Genomic DNA, 16539 nt, shown 5'->3' with positions numbered 1-16539 from the left:
GCCCGTGATGAGATCACTGCGTCCGCCCATAACAGACGCAACTGTGCCACGGCTGCCCTGTCATGAGGCTTGAGGGCCCCTTGCCAGGCTAGTCGCGCTCCTCCAGCGGGTGAGAGTCGATAGGGTGTGCCTGAATCAACGGCTTACGCGGTCCGGCGGTCTGTGGGCATCACTCTGTGGTGCAGGGCAGCTTGATGCAGGTGTGATCCATCCTGTTTTGCGCCGCCATAAGGGGTCAGTACTTGCATCGCTGACGAAGGCCGTATAGAACGCAGCTTTTGCTGCTGAAAAACCCTCTGATGATCACTTCTGCTGCCTCCTCCAGACCTGAGGCCCGCGTCCCGCTGTTGTTTCTTCCCGGACTTCTGTGCGATGCCGCCTTGTGGCGTTTGCAAGCCGAAGCGCTGGCCGACGTGGCCGATACGCACATTGCCAACCTGACCCGTGATGGAAGCATTCAGGGCATGGCGAGGCGGGTTCTGGCCGAGGCACCGGCCCGGTTTGCGCTGGCGGGGTTGTCCATGGGGGGATACGTGGCGCTCGAGATCATGCGCCAGGCGCCGGAGCGGGTTATGCGGCTGGCGCTTGTCGATACCATGGCCAGCCTCGATGCCCCTGAGCGTACCCGCCAGCGGGTCGGCATGAAGGCCCTGGCCGAGCGTGGACGCTTCTTGGGAATCAGCCCTCAGTTGTTGCCAAACCTGATCCATCCAAGCCGGATCGGTACGCCGGTTGCCGATGAGGTGATCGCTATGGGCAAGCGGGTAGGGCGCGATGCGTTTCTGCGCCAGCAGCAGGCTATTATCGATCGTCCGGATTCGATTCCGACCCTGGCATCCATTACTGTGCCGACGCTGATTGTCGTGGGTGAAAACGACAAGCTCACGCCTGTGGCTGAGGCGCAGAAGATGCACGCCGGCATCCCGGGCTCATGCCTGGAGATACTGCCCGAATGTGGTCATCTGCCGCCGTTGGAGTGGCCGGAGCGAACTACCGAGCTGCTGAGGAGCTGGCTGCACGGCCTGTGAAACTTCCCACCCGGATAGCCCTTCGAATCTGTTATACCTATCGGGGGAATAGCTATGGGTTCCACACGCTCTACCTACAATGCGGTGCTGTTTGCCTTGAGTCTTGCGCCCGCGGTGTCGGCGCTGAGTATGCCCGCCCAGGCGGGCGAGCCGGATCGGTTGTTCTTCAAGGATGATGGACGTATTCCCAACAGCACGTTTCCAGTGCTGGTCTATCGTGCCGTACCGCTTGAGGGTAAGGACAACGCCGCCGCCTTCGAAAAGCTGTTCGCTGCGAACGACTGGCCACCGCAATGGCGGGCCGGCATCTTCGACTATCACCATTACCACTCGACTGCTCACGAGGTGCTAGGTGTGGCATCCGGACACGCGCGGATCATTCTGGGAGGCGAGTCCGGCCAGGAACTGACGGTGGAGGCAGGGGATGTGCTGGTGTTGCCCGCCGGAACCGGGCACTGCCGCATCGAGGAAAGCGATGACTTCGTGGTCGTTGGGGCCTATCCGCGCGGGCAGGAGGACTATGATATCCAGCGTGCCAATGCCGCCACTCATGATGCCTCGGTTACTCGTATTGCTCACGTGCCCATGCCAGAGGCCGATCCGGTCACAGGCAAGGACGGCGTACTGCTTAAGGCATGGCGTCTACAGCAGTGATCAGAGCAAGGCTTCGACTTGCAGGCAACGAAAACACACTTCATCGCCATGGTGCTGAAGGATGATATGTCCCTCTGTGAGACCAAAATCAGGATTGTGTTTGAACTTACTCTGGCTGATGGCCTCACGCAGGGCAGTATCGTACAGGTCGTAGCGTAATACACATCGTCCAGCGAGCCAGTGTTCAACGTGGTTTTCGCGAACGATGAGTTGGCCGCTCATGAATTCACCGGGCTGAATCGGAGTGGGCTCGGTAGGTGCCAATAGCTGATAAAGCGCGCCATGGGTGGTAAGCGGATTCTGCCCGTCCGGGTGGCTGGCATTGTCCAAGAGCTGCATCTCTGGGCCGCCCTGCCAGGATTCGGGCCAGGATTCGGCAACCCGGTACAGCACCCCGGCATTTCCACCCGCCGCCAGGCTGAATTCAAACGTCAGGGAAAAGTTTCGATACGATTGCCGTGAGATCAGATCGACTCGCGCGGCAGCAGGATCGGCACGCAGGATTCCGTTGTCGTCTTTCCAGCTGCCAAGCGGGAAGTCTTCACCTTGATAAGCCCGCCACTGATGGGCATCGAGTACCTCGATCATGGTGTTGCGCCTCCTGTAAAGCGATACGCCTGACCATAAGACTGGCATCCCGTCTGCTCGGTTCATAGCCGTAAACCCGATGGGCGTCATCGCAGCGGAGTGAACTGGCTTCCTGACAGGGCAGTCCGTTGAAGACACCTCCAACAATGTCGGGGCATCAACATGGCGCATGAATCACCTGTAGTCGTCATCACGGGCGGCACGGCCGGTATCGGTCGCGCAACCGCTCACTATTTTGCTCAAGCGGGTTACAAGGTCGCAGTCATCGCCCGGGGCGAGCAGGGGCTGACCGAGACGGTTGCCGAGCTGGAGGCCTTGGGTGCCAAGGCGTTGGGCTGCAAGGCTGATGTGGCTGATGCCGCCCAGGTCGAGCAGGCCGCGGAGCGTGTGGAAACAGAACTCGGACCGATCAACGTCTGGGTCAATGCGGCCATGACCACAGTTCTTGGGGCTTTTGGCTCGATGACGCCGGAGGAATACCGCCGCGTGACAGATGTGACCTACCTGGGCTGCACGTACGGCACCATGGCTGCCCTCAAGCGCATGAAGGTGCGGGACCGTGGCACTATCGTGCAGGTCGGCTCGGCGGTGGCGTACCGGTCGATTCCACTGCAATCGGCCTATTGCGGTGCCAAGGCGGCCATTCGTGGATTTACTGATTCCCTGCGCAGTGAGCTGATCCATGACAAGAGTCGTGTCCGGCTTACCATGGTTCACCTGCCAGCCCTCAACACGCCGCAATTCGACTGGGCCCGCAACAAGTTGGGCAAGCGCGGCCAGCCACTGCCTCCCATCTATCAGCCGGAAGTCGCAGCACGGGCCATCTTTGATGCCGCCATGCGTGCGCCTCGCGAGATCTGGCTGGGCAAGACCACGATCCAGGCCATCCTGGGCAATATGGTGGCGCCAGGGCTTCTGGATACGGTCATGGCTAAACAGGCCTACAGCGGGCAGATGACCAACGAGCCGGAAAACCCCGAGCGGGCGGATTACCTGTTCGAGCCGGTCGAAGGGTTGCACCGCACCCACGGGCGCTTCAATCAAAAGGCCAGCAACAAGGCCGTTTCGGTGGATTCGGATATCGTCAGCATGGTGGCCCTTGTGGCTGCGGGTGCCGGACTAATGGCGTTGGCCAAGCTGCGTCGCCTGAAGCCCTTCTAAATGTCTGTGCGGGAGGCATAAGTCTCCTGCAGACGCAGAGGCTCACGGACGAGTCGGCCATCTATTTTCAGATACTGAGGACTTCTCGCCGAGTGAGCCTGTCTAGGTCAGTAAGCACCCATTCCGCTTACAGCCGATCTAGGGAGGTTCTCATGGCGATGACCGTCGGTGATTTCATAGTCGAACGCTTGTACCAGTGGGGCGTACGCCGCATCTATGGCTACCCGGGTGACGGGATCAATGGCGTCTTTGGCGCTTTGAACCGTTCGAACGAGAAAATCAAATTCATTCAGGCCCGCCATGAGGAAATGGCCGCCTTCATGGCAGCGGCCGATGCAAAGTTTACCGGCGAGTTGGGCGTTTGTATCTCCACTTCCGGCCCTGGCGCCTCGCATTTGCTGACCGGCCTTTACGATGCCCGCATGGACCACGTACCGGTGCTGGCTATCTGTGGTCAGCAGGCCCGAGCAGCCCTGGGTGGCCACTATCAACAGGAACTGGATCTGGTGTCCATGTTCAAGGACGTGGCTGGCGCGTTTGTCCAACAGGCTTCGGTGCCCTCTCAGGTCCGTCATTTGGTGGACCGTGCGATTCGTACGGCGGTAGGTGAGCGGCGTGTCACGGCCATCATCCTGCCCAATGACATTCAGGAGCTTGAGTACTCCGATCCGCCCCACAAGCACGGCACCATCCACTCCGGTGTGGGCTACAGCAAGCCCAAGGTCGTACCCTACGAGGCGGATCTGCAACGAGCCGCCGACGTCCTCAATGCGGGCGAGAAGGTTGCCATCCTGGTGGGCGCCGGCGCGCTGGGTGCAACAGATGAGGTAATCGCAGTAGCCGAAAAACTGGGTGCCGGCGTAGCCAAGGCGCTGTTAGGTAAGGCTGCGCTTCCTGATGCACTGCCCTGGGTGACAGGCTCCATTGGCCTGCTCGGCACCGAGGCGAGCTACAAGCTGATGAGTGAATGCGACACGCTTCTAATGATCGGTTCCGGCTTTCCTTATTCTGAGTTCCTCCCTGAAGAGGGCAAGGCTCGCGGCGTGCAAATCGACCTAAAGGCCGACATGCTCAGCCTGCGCTATCCCATGGAAGTGAACCTTGAGGGCGATTCAGCCGAGACCCTGCGTGCGCTATTACCGCTGCTGCACGAGAAAACGGATCGCTCCTGGCGTACCTCTATCGAAAACTGGCGCAAGGACTCGGACGAGACGCTCAAGGCCCGTGCACTCACGGATGCCAAACCGATCAATCCACAGCGGGTGGCCTACGAGCTGTCGCCGCGCCTGCCGGATCGCGCCATCGTGACGAGTGACTCGGGCTCCTGCGCCAACTGGTTTGCCCGTGACGTCCAGATGCGCCGCGGCATGATGTGCTCGTTATCCGGTGGCCTTGCCTCCATGGGCGCGGCAGTGCCATACGCCATCGCCGCCAAGTTTGCCCACCCAGACCGCCCGGTGGTGGCCCTGGTGGGTGACGGTGCGATGCAGATGAACAACATGGCCGAGCTGATCACGGTAGCGAAATACTGGCGCGAGTGGGGCAACGGCAAATGGATCTGCGCCGTCTTCAATAACGAAGACCTGAACCAGGTGACCTGGGAGCAGCGGGTCATGAACGGCGATCCCAAGTTCGAAGCCTCGCAGAACATTCCGGATGTGCCCTATCACCAGTTCGCCGAGTCCATCGGTCTCAAGGGTATCTATGTCGACAGCGCCGACCGGGTAGCTTCCGCCTGGGAAGAGGCACTCGCCTCCGAGCGTCCAGTCGTTATCACCTTCAAGACCGATCCGGATGTACCACCGCTGCCACCGCATTTCACTATCGAGCAGGCCAAGAGCTTTGCCTCATCGCTTCTGCATGGCGACCCGAATGAAGGCGGCATCATCAAGGAAACGGCCAAGCAGGTACTTAATTCAGTGCTGCCCGGACGCAAGAACAAAGACAAGTAGGACCGCCGTTTCGGCGCTGCCAATAGACCGGGGCGTGTAGCGAATGCAGCGCCCCGATCTATCAATGTACTCTCCCTTGGCAAGATGGATAGAGCAGGGCGATACCCATCGCTTGATCAGCAGGGCACAGTCCTTGCGTAAGGAAATACGTGGTCACAGCCACGTTTTCCCGGTTCACAGTAAGGACATTGCATGCCTGTTCGTTTTACCCCTGCGTTCCTGAGCGTCGCCCTTGCGCTCTCTACAGCCTCCCTGTTTGCCGCAGACGCCAAGTCCGGCGTCGTCATCTACGCCACTGGCGGCACCATTGCTGGCAGCTCGGCCTCCAGCACCGATACCACTGACTACGACGCCGGTAAGCTGGGTATCGAAACCCTGATCAAGGCTGTGCCGGAGCTGAATCAGGTGGCTACGGTGACAGGCGAGCAACTCGCCAACATGCCCAGCCAGGACATGGACCAGAAGACACTGATGAAGCTGTCAAAAACGATCAGCCAAAAACTGGAAGACCCGGCAGTACATGGCGTGGTCGTAACCCATGGTACCGATACGCTGGAAGAAACGGCTTTCTTCCTCGACCTGACCGTCAAAAGCGAAAAGCCTGTGGTAGTGGTGGGAGCGATGCGCCCTGCCACAGCTGTAGGGGCCGACGGGCCCATGAACCTGCTCGAGGCGGTCAGTCTGGCAGCCAATGACAAGGCCAACGGACGTGGCACCCTGGTCGTTCTGAACGACCGCATCGGCTCGGCCTTCTATACCACCAAGACCAACTCCACCACGCCCGACACCTTCCGAGCGGTCGAGCAGGGCTACCTGGGCAGTTTTGTCGGCATTACGCCCCGGTTCTACTATTCTCCTGCCACACCGACCGGCAAGAGGCATTTCGATATCTCCAAGGAAGAAAGCCTGCCCAAGGTCGTAATTCTCTACAGCTACCAGGACCAAGACAGTGCACTAATCGATGCAGCGATCAAGGATGGTGCAAAAGGCATTGTGATCGCCTGTACGGGTAACGGCTCCATCCCCACGCGCACCAAGGAGACAGTCAAACGGCTCATGGAGCAGGGCATTCCCGTGATCCGCTCCACCCGTACCGGCTCTGGGTTCGTCAGCAGGAAGGAAGAGGGCATTGGCAGCGGCTTTTTCAATCCTCAGAAGTCACGCATTCTCCTGTCGCTGGCCCTCGCAACCGGAGCGGACATGGCCACTATCGAGCGGTATTTCAGCGCGGCGGAATAGGACGCGGTTGTGGCCGATGTGGCTAGTCAGGTTGGCATATGTGGGAGGGGTATCGCTTCGCCTATCCTCTGGATGTGCCACTTACCGGCCTCGTCACAAACCGCTTCGTAGGATGGGTTGAGCAGAGCCATACCCATCATTTCATTCTCATAAGACACCCGTCGAGCTAGGCATTCCGCCAGGCTAAACCCTCTCCGGGCTGTCCTTCATACCGAACGCTTCGCCATCGCGTTCGGTCTACCGCTTTCCCGACCACCTCCGGTCGGGCTGTTCAAATAATGATCAATACGCCTAGGAGCAAGCATGCCTGCGAGTGCTTCACATCCCCGTCGCGCCTTTATTTGGGTGGCCTGTGCCTTTCTGATCACGATGATGGGTACCACACTGCCCACGCCGCTGTATGTGTTTTATCAACGGGAGATGGGCTTTGGTGAAACATGGGTGACGTTGATCTTTTCCATTTATGCGGCAGGCGTGATTGCGGCGCTGCTGGTGGCGGGAAGCTGGTCTGATCAGCTGGGACGGCGACCGATGCTGTTGGCCGGTATCGCGTTGTCGGCCATCAGTACGGTGATGTTTCTTTTCAGCCACAGCATTGGCGGATTAATGCTGGCACGGTTGTTCTCCGGTTTTTCCGCCGGGATTTATACCGGTACGGCCACCGTGGCGGTGTTGGAGCTGGCGCCTGAGCCGTGGCGCAATGTCTCGACCCTGGTGGCTACGGCTTCCAACATGCTCGGGTTGGGGTTGGGCCCTCTGGTGGCAGGCCTCCTATCGACGTATCTGCCCTATCCGATGCATCTGGTGTTCAGCCTGTACCTGATCTTATTGGTGGTTGCAGCAGTGGGTGTGCTGCTGGCACACGAGACGGTCCAGCGCCCGGCTAAGCCGAGGCTACGAATACAAAAGCCTCATCTGCCGCGGGAGGTGCGAGCCCTGTTTATCCCGGCTGCCCTCTCGGGGATGGCGGGTTTTAGCGTGGCGGGGCTGTTTACGGCCGTTGTGCCGGCCATTATGGGACAAGTCATGGGTCATACCCATGGCGTTACCATTGGCGCGGTTATCTGCCTGCTGTTTGTCTCATCCATCATCGAGCAGGCATTGCTGAAAAAGCTGCCCGCACACTTACACATGACGATTGGCTGCATTGCCCTATCACTGGGCACGGCCACTATTGGTGTCAGCATTGCCACTGCACAGGTCGGGTTTCTGCTCTTGGGAACGGTAATCGCAGGAGCGGGCCAGGGCATCGTGTTTCGAGCCGGTATGAACGCCGTGACAGGTGCCAGCCCACGTGAACACAAGGCAGCTGTAACCTCAACGCTCTTTGTGACCTATTACGTGGCGATGTCGGTGCCGGTGATTGGCGTAGGGGTATCGGCGGAGGCATTCGGGCTACGGCAGACAGGGGAATTCTTTGCTGCCGTGGTGACGCTGGTGCCGCTACTGGCGATGGTGATCATGTGGGTCGTGCAGTCCCGTCAGCGCAGGGCAGGCAGGGCGTAGGGAGAAATGGCCCAACCTCATGCGGTTGGGCCATGCCATGCAGCGTCAGTGGTCGTGGCGCTGCTGATAGGGGTAGAAGCGGTGCTCACGCAACTCGTGTTCGATCTTCTCCAGGCTCTTGCCACGGGTTTCAGGCACGAAGCGCCAGATGAAGACCAGAGCCAGCAACGAGATTCCGGCATAAACCCAGAACGTATGGGCAGCGCCCAGCCACGTTACTAGGCTCAGCGTAGTCAGCGTGACGACCAGATCGAAGAACCAGTGGCTGAAGGCCCCAACACTGGCGCCCTTGCCGCGCACGAACAGCGGGTAAACTTCCGAGTTGATCAGCCAGATGCACACACCGAAGCCGCCGCAGTTGAACATCAGGTAGGCCGCCAGACAACCCACGACCAGCCAGCGCTGCACGTCAGTGGTGGGGCCTGCACCCTGGAACAGGTAGCCCATGATGGCCAGCGCAATGATCGAGCCGGGGATCAGAATCAGCAGGTAGCGACGGCGGCCGATGCGATCCACCAGGAGGCTGCCGATCACGGTCATGATCACCACCAGGATGGTGCTGCAGCCAGTGGCCAGAACCGCCGTCTTATCGGAAAAGCCTGCCTGGGTCAAAATGGTCGGTGCGTAGTAGACGAGGGCGTTATTGCCGGTGATCTGCGAAAACATGGAGATGCAGGCGCCCACGAGCAACGCAGGGCGAACCCAGGGCTGGAGCAGGTCCCGCCAGGTGCCTTCCGGTGCATCGCTCACGGTCTTGATTTCGGTCAGCTCCCGGCGGGCAGCCGCCTCATCACCACGGACGCGCTCCAGGACCGCCAGTGCGTCCTGCTCGCGTCCGCGGGACAGGAGCCAGCGTGGACTTTCAGGCAGTACCGACATACCGGCGAGCAGGATCACGGCCGGAACCACGCCCAGTGCAAACATCCAGCGCCAGTGCTCGTCCAGCGCAAAGCCGGTGAAATAGGCGACGGTAATGCCGCTGACCACCATGAACTGGAACAATACCACCAGCTTTCCGCGATGCTGTGGCGGGGCCACTTCGGCAATGTAGACCGGAATGATCTGCGTCGAGCTGCCGGCACTCAGGCCAAGCAGAAAGCGCGACAGGATCAGCAGCGTCACGTTGGGCGAGACGGCCGATAGAATCGACCCGAGCGCGAATACTATGCCCACCAGGATGATGGTTCGGCGTCGGCCGAGTCGATCGGAGATTGGGCCGGTGCCCAGGCAGCCAAACAGCGCACCAAAGATGATGGCGCCCGTGACGAGCTGCTTGAGGGTGTCATTCAGCGCGAACTCACGGCCAAGGCCGAGCAGGGCGACGCCAATAATCCCAGTGTCGTAACCGAAGAGAAGGCCACCCAGGGCGGCAATGATTGCGATGAGAAGGACGAGGCCTTTACGCGCCGGAGCGGCAGGGGCCGAGAGGGTGAGCGTGGGAGATTCCATGTGATGCTGCCTGCTTTTATTGTATCCAGACGCGCCTGCCAGAGCAGGCGAACCGCTAAAAGACTGCTCTGACGCCACAGGGTTCAGAAACAAATTGTCATCAAACGGGATTCGATCACCTTTTTGCGCAATCGTTTCAGCAAAAATAGCTAGCGAAGCGGTATTGGCGATATCGATGGAATGAATCAGTACGCTTGATTGGATAAATACGCGGCTATCCTTTACGTTCTGCGCCACGATTTCTAAACGGCCGTTGCGGCTCCAAACGCTTGTGCTGGCCTGACTTTTATTTAAAGGAACGCAGTATGAATATCCTTGAAACCATCAATGCACGTCGCGCTATCCGTCATTACGATGCTTCTCACCAGATGAGCGATGACGAGCAGCGCCAACTGCTGAGCCATGCCCTGCTGGCGCCGACGTCGTTCAACCTGCAGCATGTGCGTCTGGTGGCAGTGACAGATCCGGCGCTGCGTCAGCAGATTCGTGCGGTAGGTTGGGATCAGGCCCAGATCACCGATTCCTCGTTGCTCGTCATCGTGTGTGCCGATGTTGCCAGCTGGGAAAAGAATGCCGCCCGTATCTGGAGCGAGGCTCCCCAGGCCGTGCAGGATTTCATGGTGCCGGCCATCGACGCGTACTACCGTGACAAACCACAGACCCAGCGTGACGAAGCCATGCGCAGCACCGGCCTGGTGGCCCAGACGCTGATGCTCGCTGCCAAGGGCATGGGCTATGACAGCTGCCCCATGGTCGGCTTTGATTTCGAGGCCGTTGGCCAGCTGATCAATCTGCCGGGCGACCATGTCGTCAGCCTGATGATTTCCGTCGGCAAGGCCGCCGAGCCGGCGCATGCGCGCACTGGCAAGCTGCCCTACGACGAAGTGGTCATTCGCGACCGCTTCTAAGCTGTCCTTTGTCAGGCGCCTGGTCTTCGAGAGCAGGCGCCTGTGATGAGAGCCGCTGCGTTCAACCATCCTGTGTATGAAAGTCGGATAGCCATCCGCTTTTCCAACAAGACATCCCTCGCCACACCAACCGATGATCGGTTGCAACCTCCCGCTGCGATTACCGGACTAAGCTAAAACAGCATTCATCGGTATTTCCTGGGAGGGACTCAAGATGATTACCGGTATTCCTGCACACACCTGCCGCCTGGCCAACTACAGCACCCTGCTTGCGGCCAATGAGCTCTGGTGCGCGGATCAGGCTCCTCTTAATGACCTGGACGAAGCCGATGGCGAGCTGGAGGATCTCGATCCCGAGACTCGCAGCCTGCCGGTAGAAGATCGCAAGAAGTTAATGGACGAATGATTTGCCGCTGCTCTGGCGTCCTGCCACGGGTGTCAATCGACTAACGGTCACGTTCTTCATGAGCTGTACGTGACCCCACAGTTGACCTCATAACCCCTCGCAACACACTATCCCGTCCTCCGGTGCGAAGCCTTCTCTTCGTATAGCCCATTAAAACTATAAGGACGTCCCCATGTATCTCTCTGCGCCTTGCCTGTTTGCTCCGTCCTGTATGACGTACGAGTAATCGGCCACCCCTGCGCCTGTTTCACACCTTCCCGTCTGCTTTCCTTCCTGTACCTGCAGTATGAGCATGCCGACGGGCGGATTTTTGAGCCACTTCTGACGGCTCGCCTCCTGTTATCAGTACCCAAGCCATGACCGCAATGACCCATGCAACCGACGCATCGCCCCCGGGGCGCTCCGATTCACAGGCCCGCAAGGCCGCCCTTGGCAGTTTTGTCGGGGCGGTTGTGGACTGGTACGACTTTCTGCTCTACGGCATCGTGGCGGCGCTGATTTTCAACAAGGAATTCTTTCCCAACGTAAGCCCGGCCATGGGGACATTGGCTGCCTTCGCCACCTTTGGCGTGGGCTTTCTGTTCCGTCCCCTGGGTGGTTTTATATTCGGTCACTACGGCGACAAACTTGGCCGCAAACGCATGCTGGTGCTGACGGTCATGCTCATGGGCATTTCGACCGCCCTGATTGGCCTGTTACCGACTTATGCGAGCGTTGGCTGGTGGGCACCTGTGCTGTTGGTTATTTTGCGTGCAATCCAGGGGTTTGCCGTAGGCGGCGAGTGGGGCGGCGCGGCCCTGATGGCCGTGGAGAGTGCACCGCCGCTCCGGCGTGCCTTCTACAGTAGCGGCGTGCAGGTAGGCTTTGGCGTAGGGTTGATCCTGGCCACGGGCAGCGTATCGCTACTTGATCGTTTTTTGAGCGACGAGGCCTTTCACAGCTGGGGCTGGCGCCTTCCGTTCCTGTTTAGCATCGTGCTTGTGCTGATTGCATTATGGGTGCGCTCCAACATGGAAGAATCCCGCGAGTTCGTGCGTGAGGTCAAACAGGCTCACAAGGCCGTCAAGCTACCCATCGTGGAGGCGCTACGTCGCCATCCACGCGCGTTTCTCCTAATCATCGCGCTGCGTATGGCTGAATTGTTTACCATGTACATCGTGACGACCTTTGCGCTCAGTTATTCGACTGCCAACCTGGGCCTTTCCCGCGAGCTGTTCCTGAATATCGGCCTGCTGGTGGGTGCCATCAGCTGCGTAACCATTCCCTGCTTCGCCTGGCTGGCGGACCGCTATGGGTTACGCCGTATCTACCTGATCGGCGCCACGATTGGTGTGCTCTCGGCTGTGCCCTTCTTCCTGGCCCTGGAAGCGCGCTCGATTGGCTGGATCGTGTTCTTTGCCGTCATGCTTGCCAACATGGCCCATGACATGATCGTCAGCGTGCAACAGCCGCTGTTCACGGAAGCCTTTGGCACCGAGTATCGCTACAGCGGGGCCGGTGTCGGTTATCAGGTTGCCAGCGTGGTGGGCGGCGGCTTTACACCGTTCATTGCCGCCTCGCTGGTCAGTGCCAACAACGGGTCCTGGCATCTGGTCGCGGCGTATCTGGCTGGCGGCTGCCTCGTGTCCTTACTCGTAGCGGCACGGATGCGCCATCGGTAAGCGGTTGCAACCTATCCTCGGGTGGCTGGACTAAACAAAAGAGCCCAGCCATGAGGATATTCCGATGCTGACGTACCCGAACCTTTCAGCGTTCGCGCCTTATCCGGCCGTTATAGGCCTCTTTTGTGCTGATCAGGCGCCTTTGAACGACCTCGACGAAGCCGATAGCGAGCTGGAAAGCGAACTCGATCCTGAGACCCGCCCGGAAGACCTGCCTGAAGAAGCGCGCGAGAACCTGGAAGAGCCAGCCAAGATTCCTGGCCCGATTCCGGACCCCGGCCCGCTGTAGAGAGACTTAACCGACGGCGAGGCCCAGTGTGGCCTCGTCCCGATGAAAATGCAGGAATGATCCTTTATAGGCTTCGCCGGTACTCAGTACACAGTCTGCTCGCGTACTCCGATACGAGTATTCCAGCTCCTCCATCTCACGACAGAAGCTGGAGCGCTGGCGGCGGTCTGGGTCGACAATGATGATGTCCACTTCATCCGCCGAATGTCGGTCAATGAAGTCGGCCAGGATGGCAGGCTGGTCGCGCTCGTAGATCAGGTCACTGCCGATGATGAGATCAAACTGGCCCAGGTCCAGGTCGGTTCTGCCCCAATCTGCCGCCTGGTATTTGATCGGTCCCAGGTTGTTGAGCCGCAGATTCTCGTTCAGAAAAGTCGGGATCAATGGGTGGTAGTCACTCACCGTCATGTTGCCGCCTCGGCTATGCACTACGAGGCTGGCCAAGGCGAGACCCGCCCCCAACTCCAGGATACGTTTGCCCTTGAGATCAATGGTCTGCATGGCTGTGGCCAGTACATAGCTTGAAGGCCAGACCTGACCAAACAGCGGCCAGCTTTCGGGCGAGATGCCCAGCAGCTCCGCTTCGCCGTTGGGGTCATAGTATTGCTGATGGTCTTTTAGGGATTGGATGTGAAAATCCACATCACCAACGGTGACGGTTTGATATTTGACTCGATAACCGGACATGCTGATCCATTAGGTTGGATGATGTTGGCGTCAAGACAGGGCTTGATCGAACAGGCACCACTCTGAAAGAGCAGCAGTACAGGACGAAGGGCTTGCCATTGAGGCGATAGCGGCGAACAGCCGACTTTAAAAAACGCAGGCAATAAAAAAGCCCCGCTAGGCGGGGCTTTTTGGATCAGGCGTCTTAGACGACTTGAACCTGATCAGCCTGCATGCCTTTCTGGCCCTTGACGGCCACGAAAGAAACGCGCTGACCTTCGCTCAGGCTCTTGAAGCCGGCGCTTTCGATCGAACGGTAATGAACGAACAGGTCAGGACCGCTCTCAGGCGTGATGAAGCCGAAACCTTTCTCATCGTTGAACCACTTGACGGTACCCGTTTGGCGAGTAGACATGATGTATCTCCAAGGTAAAAGTAAGACTGCGGCGCTGAACCGTTCAGGCCGAGACTGAGATGCGAAAGTAAAACGAGCCAAGGAGATGAAACGTGAAGCAGTACATCAAGCCAGGGTATCGAAGTGACAATTGCAGAGCAGTGACGTCACCATACGCGCTTTTGAGCCGTTGTATACCTTTATTTTCCAGCAAGCAGCGGCAGTAGGCACAATTCTCTTATTTATCAACGCTCTGCCTGTTTAATTATTTTTGTGTTTCTCGCCTTCTATTACCGGGCCCTCGTTCAGAGCTCAACCGTTACCTGTGTAATGCCATAGCCAAGCCGTTCTGCAAACTCTTCAAGAAAGGTGGGCTGAAAGACGGCTTTTGCCCAGCCGTTGAAAATAAAGCCCAGATTGGAAAAGCCACAGGGCTGCAGGAACAGGAACCCGTTGATGTCATCTTTGTGTCCACATTCGGGGCAGCGAAAATTATCGGTATGGCCGGGCATCCAGTCTTCCAGGCTATCGAACAGCGCCTCACCGATCTCCTGTCGGCACTCCGGGCAGCCCGCCTCCTCCTTGAATCCCTTGTCCGGCGTAAAGATGCAGCGGCGAGTGATGATTTCCAGTCCGTTGACAGGATGACCGAACGGCAGACGTTCGGGGTATCTGACCACCCGTTCGGCACCTGGAGCAATGCCATAGGCCATGCCCCGCGAGCCGCGGCCGCAGGTCGTTACCTGTTCCTGCACGATGTCCCTGCGTATCAGCCAGCGCAGCGCGCTCAATGCCTTGGCTTCATGGCTTGGCAGGGTGGAAATGGATGGAACGAGGATAAGCTGGTTATCGTACATACGTGCGGTCTGTGTAGGGGCTGGGAAGACGCGGCCTGAACAGGGTTACATTCACGTTCGGGTCTTAAAACAACAAACCGTTATTTTCGCTCAGATCGACCCGTTGTGCAGGAGATGTTATGCAGGTGCCGAAGCAGCACGATTCATGACAGTTGCCACGCTGTATGTAAACAGCAGGCATAAAAAATCCGGAACCCCGCAGGATTCCGGATTGATCGGATTCGGCTGTATTTAGGCGTCTCTACAAAAGAGAGCCAAAGCCTACCAATAATACTTACTTACCGACAGTTTTGCCCAGGAACCAGGCGCGCTCTTCAGCTTGGTCGATCCACTCTTCCAGCAGGCTGGTGGTCGCCACATCGTTACCATCACTGGTCAGGGTGTGGGTAGTGCGCATGAACGCAGCCAGCGCCTGGTTATCGGCATGCAGCTCTTCCAGCATCTGCTCAGCGGTCAGGTCTTCAGCTTCGCTGCTGGCCAGACGCTTTTGCTGCACCATCTGCTCCAGAGAGCGAATGGTAGGCTGACCGATCTTGCGTGCACGCTCGGCCATGGGGTCAGTCATGGCGAACAACTGGGTTGCCTGCTCTTCCAGCAACAGGTGATAGTCGCGAAAGTGGGTGCCGTGCATGTGCCAGTGGTAATTCTTGGTCTTGATGTACAGGGCGAAGACATCCGACAGCAGGACACTTAGCGCCTTACCAATTTCACCCTGTTGAGTCAGGGTAGCGTCCTGACCAGTGGACGCGCGGGCATTAATGGTTTCAACGGATTTCAGTTCTTGCTTGGCATTTGCAGTAGCCATATCTAGACCTCTCTGTTGAGAACGATACAAAGGCCATCATTAAGGCCGTACATAGCTTGTATATATGTGAACTCTAAAGGCTAGGATAGTTCATTATAGTTATAATTTTTTAGCTCAATTTCTTGGCTAAAGGCTGCGGTTGCTTTAGCGCTATTCTTTGTAAATTATTTTTTACTTCTGAAGTCAGTGGTTCGTGCTTCTCTAATTACGCTTAAATTATTTATTATAAAGAGAGGAGCTTTAGCTTAGTTGGTAGGTAGATGCTATATACTTCTCCATGCTTTAGAAAACTTGCAGATAATTTAAATTTATTAAAGCTAGAGATGAGCAGGCCAAAAATCTTTAGATATTAAGTTGATATGTTCGATTAGTAAATTAACGCATTGATCAATAGTCAGTATCTCGGTGTTAAGCAACAGGTCAGGCGCTATAGGTGGTTCATAAGGTGAGCCGATGCCTGTAAAATCTTTGATAAGCCCCATTCTAGCTTTTTTATAAAGACCTTTGCAGTCTCTTTTTTCGCACGTATCTAAACTAGTATTTACATATACCTCATAAAAGCGTGATTTCCCAATAATTTCTCTTGCTAGTAATCTGTCTTTAGCTAAAGGTGAAATAAAGGCACTTATAGTTATTAGGCCTGCATTGTTCATTAAGTTGGATACTTCTGCTACGCGTCTTATGTTCTCAGAGCGATCTTCTTCACTAAATCCTAGATCTTTACAAAGCCCATGCCTAAGGTTGTCTCCATCTAATACAAAGGCTAGTTTATTTATATTCAACAAGGCTTTTTCTAAAGCAAAGGCGATAGTAGATTTTCCTGATCCGCTAAGGCCTGTGAGCCAAATGGTGACAGGCTCTTGACGTAGAATGTTAGACCTAATGCGAGGTAGGACTAAACTGTTTTGCCAGACAATATTTTTATCTTTTATCATAAAACCAAAATTTAAAATAAAGTTGTATAAATGGGTTTCTG

17 protein-coding genes are annotated in these 16539 nt (G+C 57.2%); 10 read left to right on the top strand and 7 right to left on the bottom strand.

Annotated features, from left to right (window positions below; genetic code table 11):
* The first annotated feature begins 299 nt into the window (after nucleotides 1-299).
* Both B3729_RS04960 and B3729_RS04955 read left to right on the top strand, forming a co-directional pair.
* Nucleotides 300-1028, top strand: a complete 729-nt coding sequence (locus tag B3729_RS04960; protein ID WP_286787279.1) for an alpha/beta fold hydrolase — start codon at nucleotides 300-302, stop codon at nucleotides 1026-1028.
* 129 nt (nucleotides 1029-1157) lie between these two features.
* Entirely contained in the window at nucleotides 1158-1682 is a 525-nt protein-coding gene (locus B3729_RS04955; protein ID WP_286787361.1) for a cupin domain-containing protein, read from the top strand.
* Here B3729_RS04955 and B3729_RS04950 read toward each other — a convergent pair whose 3' ends face one another.
* Nucleotides 1683-2270, bottom strand: coding sequence for a 3-keto-disaccharide hydrolase (locus tag B3729_RS04950; protein WP_125888090.1), 588 nt, complete (start codon nucleotides 2268-2270; stop codon nucleotides 1683-1685). It lies immediately after the preceding gene.
* 162 nt (nucleotides 2271-2432) lie between these two features.
* On the opposite strand from B3729_RS04950, the gene B3729_RS04945 reads away from it, so the two are divergent.
* From B3729_RS04945 to B3729_RS04930, 4 genes are all read left to right on the top strand, one after another.
* Nucleotides 2433-3431: an SDR family oxidoreductase gene (locus tag B3729_RS04945; protein ID WP_010796467.1), complete on the top strand. Its 999-nt coding sequence runs from the start codon at nucleotides 2433-2435 to the stop codon at nucleotides 3429-3431.
* Between the two features lie 152 nt (nucleotides 3432-3583).
* On the top strand, nucleotides 3584-5383 hold the full coding sequence (locus B3729_RS04940) for a thiamine pyrophosphate-requiring protein (protein ID WP_286787278.1): 1800 nt from the start codon (nucleotides 3584-3586) through the stop codon (nucleotides 5381-5383).
* Between the two features lie 192 nt (nucleotides 5384-5575).
* Nucleotides 5576-6622 carry an asparaginase gene (locus B3729_RS04935; protein WP_286787277.1) on the top strand — a complete coding sequence of 349 codons (1047 nt, stop codon included), beginning with the start codon at nucleotides 5576-5578 and terminating at the stop codon, nucleotides 6620-6622.
* Nucleotides 6623-6925: 303 nt separating this feature from the next.
* Nucleotides 6926-8128: an MFS transporter gene (locus tag B3729_RS04930; RefSeq protein ID WP_286787276.1), complete on the top strand. Its 1203-nt coding sequence runs from the start codon at nucleotides 6926-6928 to the stop codon at nucleotides 8126-8128.
* Between the two features lie 45 nt (nucleotides 8129-8173).
* On the opposite strand, the gene B3729_RS04925 is transcribed toward B3729_RS04930, so the two are convergent.
* Nucleotides 8174-9577 carry a sugar porter family MFS transporter gene (locus B3729_RS04925; RefSeq protein WP_074821710.1) on the bottom strand — a complete coding sequence of 468 codons (1404 nt, stop codon included), beginning with the start codon at nucleotides 9575-9577 and terminating at the stop codon, nucleotides 8174-8176.
* A gap of 305 nt (nucleotides 9578-9882) precedes the next feature.
* Here B3729_RS04925 and B3729_RS04920 point away from each other — a divergent pair, with 305 nt between their 5' ends.
* The 4 genes from B3729_RS04920 to B3729_RS04905 all read left to right on the top strand — a co-directional run bounded on the left by B3729_RS04920 (nucleotide 9883) and on the right by B3729_RS04905 (nucleotide 12841).
* Complete coding sequence (locus tag B3729_RS04920) at nucleotides 9883-10485, top strand: nitroreductase family protein (RefSeq protein ID WP_286787275.1); 603 nt, start codon at nucleotides 9883-9885, stop codon at nucleotides 10483-10485.
* A 214-nt stretch (nucleotides 10486-10699) separates the two neighbouring features.
* Entirely contained in the window at nucleotides 10700-10891 is a 192-nt protein-coding gene (locus tag B3729_RS04915) for a hypothetical protein (RefSeq protein ID WP_010796474.1), read from the top strand.
* 356 nt (nucleotides 10892-11247) lie between these two features.
* Nucleotides 11248-12552, top strand: a complete 1305-nt coding sequence (shiA, locus tag B3729_RS04910; protein WP_286787274.1) for a shikimate transporter — start codon at nucleotides 11248-11250, stop codon at nucleotides 12550-12552.
* A 64-nt stretch (nucleotides 12553-12616) separates the two neighbouring features.
* On the top strand, nucleotides 12617-12841 hold the full coding sequence (locus B3729_RS04905; RefSeq protein ID WP_286787273.1) for a hypothetical protein: 225 nt from the start codon (nucleotides 12617-12619) through the stop codon (nucleotides 12839-12841).
* 6 nt (nucleotides 12842-12847) lie between these two features.
* Here the strand turns inward: B3729_RS04905 and B3729_RS04900 are convergent, their stop codons facing one another.
* From B3729_RS04900 to cysC, 5 genes are all read right to left on the bottom strand, one after another.
* Nucleotides 12848-13528: a class I SAM-dependent methyltransferase gene (locus B3729_RS04900; RefSeq protein WP_286787272.1), complete on the bottom strand. Its 681-nt coding sequence runs from the start codon at nucleotides 13526-13528 to the stop codon at nucleotides 12848-12850.
* Nucleotides 13529-13712: 184 nt separating this feature from the next.
* The gene (locus B3729_RS04895; protein WP_010796478.1) at nucleotides 13713-13922 is read right to left on the bottom strand and encodes a cold-shock protein; all 210 of its coding nucleotides are present in this window, start codon (nucleotides 13920-13922) and stop codon (nucleotides 13713-13715) included.
* Between the two features lie 284 nt (nucleotides 13923-14206).
* Complete coding sequence (locus B3729_RS04890) at nucleotides 14207-14758, bottom strand: sugar ABC transporter ATPase (protein ID WP_286787271.1); 552 nt, start codon at nucleotides 14756-14758, stop codon at nucleotides 14207-14209.
* A 274-nt stretch (nucleotides 14759-15032) separates the two neighbouring features.
* Nucleotides 15033-15563, bottom strand: coding sequence for a Dps family protein (locus B3729_RS04885; RefSeq protein WP_010796480.1), 531 nt, complete (start codon nucleotides 15561-15563; stop codon nucleotides 15033-15035).
* 317 nt (nucleotides 15564-15880) lie between these two features.
* The gene (gene cysC / locus B3729_RS04880) at nucleotides 15881-16498 is read right to left on the bottom strand and encodes an adenylyl-sulfate kinase (protein ID WP_286787360.1); all 618 of its coding nucleotides are present in this window, start codon (nucleotides 16496-16498) and stop codon (nucleotides 15881-15883) included.
* Nucleotides 16499-16539 lie beyond the last annotated feature (41 nt).

Origin of the sequence: Pseudomonas sp. UBA3149 (genome assembly GCF_002364655.1) — a bacterium.
Taxonomy (GTDB): Bacteria; Pseudomonadota; Gammaproteobacteria; order Pseudomonadales; family Pseudomonadaceae; genus Chryseomonas; species Chryseomonas luteola.
This window is presented reverse-complemented; position numbering and strand designations above follow the sequence as displayed.

Coding starts and splice junctions, on each gene's coding strand:
- B3729_RS04960 (WP_286787279.1), top strand. CDS start 300: ATGATCACTTCTGCTGCCTCCTCCAGACCTGAGGCCCGCGTCCCGCTG.
- B3729_RS04955 (WP_286787361.1), top strand. CDS start 1,158: ATGCCCGCCCAGGCGGGCGAGCCGGATCGGTTGTTCTTCAAGGATGAT.
- B3729_RS04950 (WP_125888090.1), bottom strand. CDS start 2,270: ATGATCGAGGTACTCGATGCCCATCAGTGGCGGGCTTATCAAGGTGAA.
- B3729_RS04945 (WP_010796467.1), top strand. CDS start 2,433: ATGGCGCATGAATCACCTGTAGTCGTCATCACGGGCGGCACGGCCGGT.
- B3729_RS04940 (WP_286787278.1), top strand. CDS start 3,584: ATGGCGATGACCGTCGGTGATTTCATAGTCGAACGCTTGTACCAGTGG.
- B3729_RS04935 (WP_286787277.1), top strand. CDS start 5,576: ATGCCTGTTCGTTTTACCCCTGCGTTCCTGAGCGTCGCCCTTGCGCTC.
- B3729_RS04930 (WP_286787276.1), top strand. CDS start 6,926: ATGCCTGCGAGTGCTTCACATCCCCGTCGCGCCTTTATTTGGGTGGCC.
- B3729_RS04925 (WP_074821710.1), bottom strand. CDS start 9,577: ATGGAATCTCCCACGCTCACCCTCTCGGCCCCTGCCGCTCCGGCGCGT.
- B3729_RS04920 (WP_286787275.1), top strand. CDS start 9,883: ATGAATATCCTTGAAACCATCAATGCACGTCGCGCTATCCGTCATTAC.
- B3729_RS04915 (WP_010796474.1), top strand. CDS start 10,700: ATGATTACCGGTATTCCTGCACACACCTGCCGCCTGGCCAACTACAGC.
- shiA (WP_286787274.1), top strand. CDS start 11,248: ATGACCGCAATGACCCATGCAACCGACGCATCGCCCCCGGGGCGCTCC.
- B3729_RS04905 (WP_286787273.1), top strand. CDS start 12,617: ATGCTGACGTACCCGAACCTTTCAGCGTTCGCGCCTTATCCGGCCGTT.
- B3729_RS04900 (WP_286787272.1), bottom strand. CDS start 13,528: ATGTCCGGTTATCGAGTCAAATATCAAACCGTCACCGTTGGTGATGTG.
- B3729_RS04895 (WP_010796478.1), bottom strand. CDS start 13,922: ATGTCTACTCGCCAAACGGGTACCGTCAAGTGGTTCAACGATGAGAAA.
- B3729_RS04890 (WP_286787271.1), bottom strand. CDS start 14,758: ATGTACGATAACCAGCTTATCCTCGTTCCATCCATTTCCACCCTGCCA.
- B3729_RS04885 (WP_010796480.1), bottom strand. CDS start 15,563: ATGGCTACTGCAAATGCCAAGCAAGAACTGAAATCCGTTGAAACCATT.
- cysC (WP_286787360.1), bottom strand. CDS start 16,498: ATGATAAAAGATAAAAATATTGTCTGGCAAAACAGTTTAGTCCTACCT.